Origin of the sequence: Streptomyces sp. JHA26 (genome assembly GCF_002005565.1) — a bacterium.
GTDB lineage: Bacteria > Actinomycetota > Actinomycetes > Streptomycetales > Streptomycetaceae > Streptomyces.
This window is the reverse complement of the sequence record NZ_BDJC01000027.1, coordinates 88149-95341: the sequence shown is the minus strand read 5'-3', so window position 1 is coordinate 95341 and position 7193 is coordinate 88149. Positions and strand designations below refer to the sequence as shown.

6 protein-coding genes are annotated in these 7193 nt (G+C 72.3%); 1 reads left to right on the top strand and 5 read right to left on the bottom strand.

Annotated features, from left to right (window positions below; all coding sequences use genetic code 11):
* Window positions 1–15 precede the first annotated feature (15 nt).
* Together JHAT_RS18420 and JHAT_RS18415 are read right to left on the bottom strand one after the other, a co-directional pair.
* On the bottom strand, window positions 16–705 hold the full coding sequence (locus tag JHAT_RS18420) for a response regulator transcription factor (protein ID WP_077799284.1): 690 nt from the start codon (window positions 703–705) through the stop codon (window positions 16–18).
* The gene (locus tag JHAT_RS18415; RefSeq protein ID WP_077799283.1) at window positions 702–1949 is read right to left on the bottom strand and encodes a sensor histidine kinase; all 1248 of its coding nucleotides are present in this window, start codon (window positions 1947–1949) and stop codon (window positions 702–704) included. Before JHAT_RS18415 ends, JHAT_RS18420 begins: the two co-directional genes overlap by 4 nt.
* A gap of 95 nt (window positions 1950–2044) precedes the next feature.
* Here JHAT_RS18415 and JHAT_RS18410 point away from each other — a divergent pair, with 95 nt between their 5' ends.
* Window positions 2045–2605, top strand: a complete 561-nt coding sequence (locus JHAT_RS18410) for a GNAT family N-acetyltransferase (RefSeq protein WP_171990958.1) — start codon at window positions 2045–2047, stop codon at window positions 2603–2605.
* A gap of 34 nt (window positions 2606–2639) precedes the next feature.
* Here JHAT_RS18410 and JHAT_RS18405 read toward each other — a convergent pair whose 3' ends face one another.
* The 3 genes from JHAT_RS18405 to JHAT_RS18395 are packed head-to-tail and all read right to left on the bottom strand — an operon-like array spanning window position 2640 to window position 7180.
* Entirely contained in the window at window positions 2640–4190 is a 1551-nt protein-coding gene (locus JHAT_RS18405) for a type IV secretory system conjugative DNA transfer family protein (protein ID WP_077799282.1), read from the bottom strand.
* A gap of 23 nt (window positions 4191–4213) precedes the next feature.
* Entirely contained in the window at window positions 4214–5626 is a 1413-nt protein-coding gene (locus JHAT_RS18400; protein WP_077799281.1) for an ATP-binding protein, read from the bottom strand.
* Window positions 5627–5638: 12 nt separating this feature from the next.
* A complete protein-coding gene (locus JHAT_RS18395) occupies window positions 5639–7180 on the bottom strand; it encodes an SCO6880 family protein (RefSeq protein WP_077799296.1) in 1542 nt (513 codons plus the stop codon).
* Between the last annotated feature and the right edge of the window lie 13 nt (window positions 7181–7193).

The window sequence follows — 7193 nt, the reverse complement described above, 5'->3', positions numbered from 1 at the left end:
ATTTCAGGGCCTTTTTCAGGACGGCTTCACCAGCTTCGTGTCGTACGCCAGGATCACCGCCTGGACGCGGTCCCTGGAACCCGTCTTGGCCAGGATGCGCCCGACATGCGTCTTCACCGTCGACTCGGCCAGATGAAGGCGCTGCGCTATCTCCGTGTTGGTCCAGCCCTGACCCATGACCATGAGGATCTCGCGCTCGCGGTCCGTGAGCGAGGCCAGGCGCGGGTCGGAGGAGCCGTCCGAGGAACCGTCGGAGGGGTCGTCCGCCGCGGTGCCGGTCGGCAGGTGGTGGACGTACGCGTCGAGCAGACGGCGGGTCAGGCTCGGGGCCACCACCGCGTCGCCCGTGGCGACCGCGCGGATGCCGGAGAGGAGTTCCTCCGGCTGGGCGTCCTTCACCAGGAAACCGGAGGCACCGGCGCGCAGGCCGGCGTAGGCGTACTCGTCGAGGTCGAAGGTCGTGAGGATGAGGACCCGGGTGCGGTGGCCGGCGGCGATGATGCGGCGGGTCGCCTCGATACCGTCCAGGCCGGGCATGCGGACGTCCATGAGGACGACGTCGGGGCGGAGTTCGACCGTCATGCGGACGGCTTCGGCGCCGTTCGCGGCCTCGCCCACCACGGTCATGTCGTCCTGGCTCTCCAGGAGCATCCGGAAGCCGAAACGCTGGAGGGGCTGGTCGTCGGCGATGAGGACGGTGGTCACTGCGGGGATTCCTCCGGTAGGTGCAGGTGAACGCGCCAGCCCCGGTCGGGGTGCGGGCGCGGGCCGGCCTCGAGTGTGCCGCCGTACAGGGACGTCCGCTCACGCATGCCCGGCAGGCCCCGGCCGTCGGAGAGCGCGGGGGCCGGGCCGCCCCGGCCGGTGTCGGTGACGGTGAGGGTGACGGCACCGTCCGCCTCGTAGGAGAGGTCGATCTGGGCGGTGGCGTCGGGGCCGGCGTGCTTGAGGGTGTTGGTGAGGGCTTCCTGGATGACACGGTAGAGCGCGAGCTGGCGGCCCGGTGGGAGCACGGCGTCGCCCCTGACGGCCGTGCGGACGGGCAGGCCGGCCTTGCGGACGCCGTCGACGAGCCGGTCGAGGTCGGCGAGGGCGGGCTGCGGGGCGAGTTCGGCCTGCTCCTTCTCCTCGTCGCGCAGGACGTCGAGCAGGCGACGCAGTTCGCCCAGGGCCTGGCGGCTGGTCGTGCCGATGGCGTCGAGGGCCTGGGCGGCGCGTTCAGGGGACTTGGTGGCGGCGTACCGGCCGCCGTCGGCGAGGCCCGTGATGACGGAGAGGTTGTGGCCGATGATGTCGTGCATCTCGCGGGCTATGCGGGCCCGTTCGGCGGCGGCGGCGAGCTGGGCCTGCTGGTCGCGTTCGGTCTCCAGGCGGCGGGCGCGGTCCTCGAGGACCTCGGTGTAGTTGCGCCGGGTGCGGACCGTGACGGCGATGAGGGCCACGATCCCCATGGCCAGCAGCTGCGAGCCGAGCTGCTGGTTCCACGGGCCCGCCTCGTCCCCGTACCGGGCCAGTGTGACGCACGTCGGGACCGTCATCAGGGTCGGCGCCCACCACAGGTTGCGCAGGGGCAGGCGCAGGGTGAGGTGGAAGAGGAGGACCAGCTGGAGCAGGGAGACCTGCAGGGCGGCACCCGTCCAGGCGTTCACCACGGCGACCGGCACCATGGCGAGGAGGGCGGCGCGGGGGTGGCTGCGACGCCAGAGCAGGGGGACGGAGAGGCTGAGGCTCATGGCGAGGACGAGTCCGCCGGGGACGTCCGGGTTCTGGGCGACGCTGCGCCAGCCGCCGCCGGCGTAGTCGATCAGGGCGGCCGTCACCCAGAAGCCGGTGAAGTGGAGGTCCCACACGAGGGGCCGGCGGCGGTCGAAGGCGCGGACCCGCCGGTTGACGCGTTGGACGTACTCGGTGAGGGGCTCGGCCGCTCGCTCTTCCACCACGGGCTCCATCCGACCATCTTCGGGGCGCGCCGGGGCGCCGGACATCCGTCCCGGGGCCGTATATGAGGTGAGGGAGGTGGTACCGGGGTACTACGTTGGCCCGCATGAGTGCTTCGGTCCCCGGTGACTACGTGGTCCGGTCCATACGCGCCGACGAGTGGCCCGCCGTGAAGGAGCTGCGGCTGCGCGCGCTGCGGGACCCGGTCGCGCACCTGGCCTTCCTCGAGACCTACGACGACGCCGTGGGCCGGTCGGACGCCTACTGGCAGGAGCGGGCGGCCAGGGCCGCCGAGGGCGCGTCCGAGGCGCAGCAGATCGTCGCGGAGGGCCCGGGCGGGCGGTGGCTCGGCACGCTGACGGTGCTGATGGAGGAGGCCGGGACGACGGACTGGGCCGGCTTTCCCGTGGACCGGCGCCAGGGACACGTCGTCGGCGTGTTCGTGCGCCCCGAGTGGCGGGGGAGCGGACTGGCCAAGGCACTGTTCGACGCCGGACTGGAGTGGGCGTGGGCCGCCGGGGCGGAGCGGGTGCGGCTGATCGTGCACGAGGACAACGAGCGGGCCCGGGGCTTCTACGCCAAGGTGGGGTTCGCGCCGAGCGGCCGGACCGTGCCCCTGGCGGACGAGCCGGGGGAGCGGGAGCTGGAGCTCGTCGTCGACCGCTGACCCCCGCCCGCGCACTCCGCACCCCTCGTCGCGGTCACACCGGCAGCTCGTCGTGCGGCCAGCGGGCGCGGCCCTGTTCGCGGGAGCGGAGCAGGGCCAGGGTCGGCATTCCCCGGTCCGCGCCGGTGGCCAGCAGCTCCGGGAGCTGGGAGAGCGGGGCCACGGCGGCGACGTCGTCCAGGACGAGCGTGAGTGGTGGGTCGAGCCGACCGGAGGATGACCGTTCGGCCATGCGCCGGCCGTGCTCGACCACGCTGGAGACGAGCGCCGTCAGCAGCGGCATCGCGCCCGGGCTCGTACGGGGGTCCTCGATGGATTCACCCACCACGTAAAGGGTTCCCTGTTCGTGGACGAAGGAATCCAAGGTGAGGGCATCAGTTCGGTGGGGAGTGCACGCCTCGCGGATGTTGACCGTGGAGAGGGCGGCCAGGGCGCGGGTGGTCAGCTGCTGGGCCATGTCCCGGCGCTCGGGGTGGGCGGTGAGGGCCGCTTCCAGTTCGCCCGCGGCGCCGGGGGCGGCCTTGGGGTGGGTGCGGAGGATGCGTACGGCGTCCTGGAGCTGGCCGCCCTGGGACCAGCGGTGGACGTGGCGGATGGTGCGGCCGTCGACGGCGGCGGCGTGGAGGTAGCTGCGCAGCAGCGTGGTGGCGACGTCGCCGACGGCCTGGTCGAGGCGTGCGGTGGGCCGGACCGGGGTGAGCAGTGCGGTCGCCCGGGCGAGTGCCGTCGGCTTGTCCTCGCAGCCCGCGGTGGGGGACCAGTGGAGGCGGGCCGGGGTGTCGCACAGGTGGGTGGGGTCGTAGAGCAGGACGGGGCCCAGTTTGGCGCGGGCGTCCTTGGTGTCCTGCCACAGGGCGGGGTTCGACGTGACGACGAGGGCGGGGCCGTCCGCGTCGCCCACGGCCTGGATGGCGGTGATGCGGCGGCTCTCCCTCGTGCCCAGCAGGATGTTCTCCCGCCCGCTGCGGCCGCCGTCGTGGGGGAAGGCCGCGGGCGCCCGCTCCGTCGTCGTCCGGGCCGGGGGCTCGGCGGCCGGGACGGGGTGCGGGGCGGTTCTCGGGGGCGGCACCTCGTGGCGGAGGGCGGCCGGTTCCGGTTCCGGGAAGGCCTGTGGTTCCGGGGGTGGTGTCCGGGCGGGCGGCGGGGCCTGCGTCGTGGTGGGCGGCAGCTGGCCCGCGGCGTGCGGTGGCGTCTGCTCGGCCGGGGGCCGCGCGGCCCGTCTCCGGAGCCGTACCGCCTTCCAGCGGGCCAGCGTGCCCATCACGAACACGGCCAGGACGACGAGCACCATCAGCTGGCCGATGAACAGCCCCCAGAACAGCCCGTACCCGGAGAGCGCCGCCGCGGGGGCGTCCGGCCAGGCGCCGGTGATGTCGTGGGGCTCGGCGATCAGGTGGCGCATGGCGAGCGGGGTGCCGGAGAAGGTGACGCCGGCGGGCCAGGAGCCGTGGGAGAACAGGGCGGCGAGACCGGTCGCCGTCCACACCAGCAGGGTCATGCCGAGGAGGAACGCGAGTATGCCGATCAGCAGGCCGTCCGGGATGCCGCCGCCCTGGCCGTCCCGTCGCCGGTCTTCCGGTCTCATCCGTCCCGTGCCTCCCCCTGCGCCTACGCCACCGTCGATTCGGACGAGTCGGCGATGTGCTGTTCCATGAAGGCCGCCGCCCGCTCCTCCGCCTCCAGTTCGGCGGCGCGCAGGGCGTCGTCCGTGAGGTCGGCGGAGGACTCGGTCATCGCGCGGTCCGTGAAGACCAGGGGGCGTTCGGTCTCGGTGACCAGGTGTTTGACCACCTGGACGTTGCCGTTGACGTCCCACACCGCGATGCCGGGCGTGAGCGACGGGATGATCTCCACCGCCCACCTGGGCAGGCCGAGCACCCGGCCGGTCGCCCGGGCCTCGTCGGCCTTCTGGGCGTAGATCGTCCGTGTCGAGGCCATCTTCAGGATGGCGGCGGCCTCCTTCGCCGCCGCCCCGTCCACGACGTCCGACAGGTGGTGCACCACCGCCACGAACGACAGTCCCAGCCGGCGTCCGAACTTCAGCAGCCGCTGGAACAGCTGTGCCACGAACGGACTGTTGATGATGTGCCAGGCCTCCTCGACCAGGAAGATGCGCTTCTTCCGGTCGGGGCGGATCCAGGTGTGCTCCAGCCACACGCCGACGATGGCCATGAGGATCGGCATGGCGATGGAGTTGCGGTCGATGTGGGACAGGTCGAAGACGATGAGCGGCGCGTCGAGGTCGATGCCGACGGTCGTCGGGCCGTCGAACATGCCGCGCAGGTCACCGTCGACGAGCCGGTCGAGGACCAGCGCCACGTCCAGGCCCCAGGCCCGCACGTCGTCTATGTCGACGTTCATCGCCTCGGCCGACTCCGGCTCGGGGTGGCGGAGCTGCTCGACGATGTCGGTGAGGACGGGCTGGCGCTCGACGATGGTCTCGTTGACGTAGGCGTGCGCGACCTTGAGGGCGAAGCCGGAGCGCTCGTCCAGGCCGTGCCCCATGGCGACCTCGATGATCGTGCGGAGCAGGGCCAGCTGGCCGGTCGTGGTGATCGCCGGGTCGAGGGGGTTGAGCCGGATGCCGTGGTCCAGGGCGGCCATCGGGTCGAGGCGGATGGGAGTTATCCCCAGCTCCTGCGCGATGAGGTTCCACTCGCCGACGCCGTCCTCGCCCTGGGCGTCCAGGACGACGACCTGGCGGTCGCGGAAGCGGAGCTGGCGCAGGACGTACGTCTTCTCCAGCGCCGACTTGCCGTTGCCGGACTCCCCGAGCACCAGCCAGTGGGGGGCGGGGAGCTGCTGGCCGTAGAGCTGGAAGGGGTCGTAGATGTAGCCCTTGCCGGAGTAGACCTCGCGGCCGATGATCACGCCGGAGTCGCCGAGGCCGGGTGCGGCGGTCGGCAGGTAGACCGCCTGTGCCTGGCCGGTCGACGTGCGGACCGGGAGGCGGGTCGTCTCGACCTTCCCGAAGAGGAAGGACGTGAAGGCGTCGGTGAGGACGGACAGCGGGTCCCGCATCAGGCTCAGCCCCTACCTTCGGATGCCGGTGGCGAACGGAAGTGTGTTCACGAAGGCGCGGTGGTGCTCGCGGTCGCACCACTCCAGTTTCAGGTACGACTTTCCGGCCGAGGCCCTTATCGTCCGCTTGTCGCGGGCGAGCGCCTCGGGGGACCGGGAGGAGACGGTGATGTAGCCGACCAGGTTGACGCCGGCCGCGCCGCTGGCGAGGTCCTCGCCGCGCTGGTCGAGGCGGCCGTGGGCGGCGATGTCGCGCGGGTCGACGGTCCGGTTCATCTTGGCGGCGCGGGAGGCCTCGGCCTCGTCGTTCGTCTTCTCGGTCAGCATGCGTTCGATGGCCACCTCGGTGGGTTCGAGGTCCATCGTCACGGCGACCGTGCGGATGACGTCCGGGGTGTGGACGAGCAGCGGCGCGAGGAAGTTCACGCCGACCGGGGTCATCGGCCACTCCTTGATCCAGGCCGTGGCGTGGCACCAGGGGGCGCGGGTGGAGGACTCGCGGGTCTTGGCCTGGAGGTAGGTGGGCTCCATGGCGTCCAGCTCGGCCGGCCAGGCGTTGCGCTTGGTCATCGCCTGGATGTGGTCGATCGGGTGGTCCGGGTCGTACATGGAGTGGATGAGGGAGGCGAGCCGGCCCTGCCCGAGCGGCTGGCGGACGCGGATGTCGGCCTCCTGCAGGCGCGAGCAGATGTCGGTCAGCTCGCGCGCCATCACCACCGCGAGACCCGCGTCCCGGTCGGTCTTGCGCCCGTTCTGCGGCCGGGCGGCCCGGGCCATGGCGTGGGCCTCGGCGGCCAGTTCGCGCGTGTAGTGCATGCAGGCGACGAGGTAGGCGCGGTGCTGCTCGCTGCTGGTGGACACCATGGACTGCAACTGGTCGTACGACTGCTGCAGCCAGGGCAGCGCCTTGTCGTCGCCGCGCAGGGCGACGTCCTTGGCGTGCGCGTCCGGGTCGGCCGGGAGGGTGCGGGCGAGCATCTGGATGCGGGTGACGAAGCCGTCGCCGTTGGCCACGTGCTTGAGCAGGGTGCCGAAGCGGTCGACGAGGGCTTCCTGGTCCTCGGAGTCGCGCAGGCCGACGCCGGGGCCCTCGATCTCGATCGCGGCCGTCACGGTCTTGCGGTCGGCGTGCAGCAGGACGGCGATCTCGTCCGGGCCGAAGGGCGCCGCCAGCCAGGTGATGCGGCCGATGCCCGGTGGCGGGCCGATCTCGACCTCCCGGCCGTCCAGCCGGGTGCCGGCCTCGATGGCGCCGGAACGGTAGGTGGTGCCTTGGCGCAGGGTCCGCTTGTAGCTGCGGTTGATCTCGAACCACTTGTAGAACGTGCGGTGCCTGTACGGCACGTAGACCGCCGCCAGCGCGAGCAGCGGGAAGCCCATGAGCAGCACGATGCGCAGGGTCAGGACGGGGACGAGGAGCCCGCACATCATGCCGAGGAACGCGCCCACGACGATCAGCGCGATCTCGCCGGTCTCGCGGTTGCGCCCGACGATCGCGTTCGGCCGGGCGCGGCCGATCAGATACGTACGGCGGGGCGTGACCGGATGGGACATGTGGGACTCGGTC